This is a genomic window from Flavobacterium sp. JAS (assembly GCF_020991455.1).
In the GTDB taxonomy this organism is placed as follows: domain Bacteria; phylum Bacteroidota; class Bacteroidia; order Flavobacteriales; family Flavobacteriaceae; genus Flavobacterium.
The window spans coordinates 1-401 of sequence record NZ_JAJMOX010000058.1; the positions used below are offsets into that span (position 1 = coordinate 1).

Sequence of the window (401 nt, forward strand, 5' to 3'; positions counted from 1 at the left end):
TGAACAAGCCAGAGCTTACCCAGGAGAAATTCATCGCTAATCCTTTTATCGAGGGAGAAAGAATGTACGATACGGGCGATCTTGGCCGCTGGCTTTCAGATGGCAACATTGAGTTTATAGGCAGAAAAGACCATCAGGTTAAGATTCGCGGTTTCCGTATCGAGCTTGGCGAGATTGAGACCGCAATTTTACAGTATTCTCAGGATTTAAAACAAGTGGTGGTAGAGGCAAAAGAATCCAATGAAGGAAAAGTCCTGATCGCTTATTTTACAGCTTCAGAAAGTATTGATAAATCAGCATTAAGGAGTTTTCTACAAGAAAAACTGCCGGAATATATGGTTCCGAGTTTTTATGTGGCATTAAAAAAACTACCATTAACCCCAAATGGAAAGATTGACCGC

1 pseudogene is annotated in these 401 nt (G+C 40.9%); it reads left to right on the plus strand.

The features are described from left to right. Positions 1 to 401 (plus strand): annotated as a pseudogene (locus LPB88_RS23725) (AMP-binding protein); the annotation flags it as partial.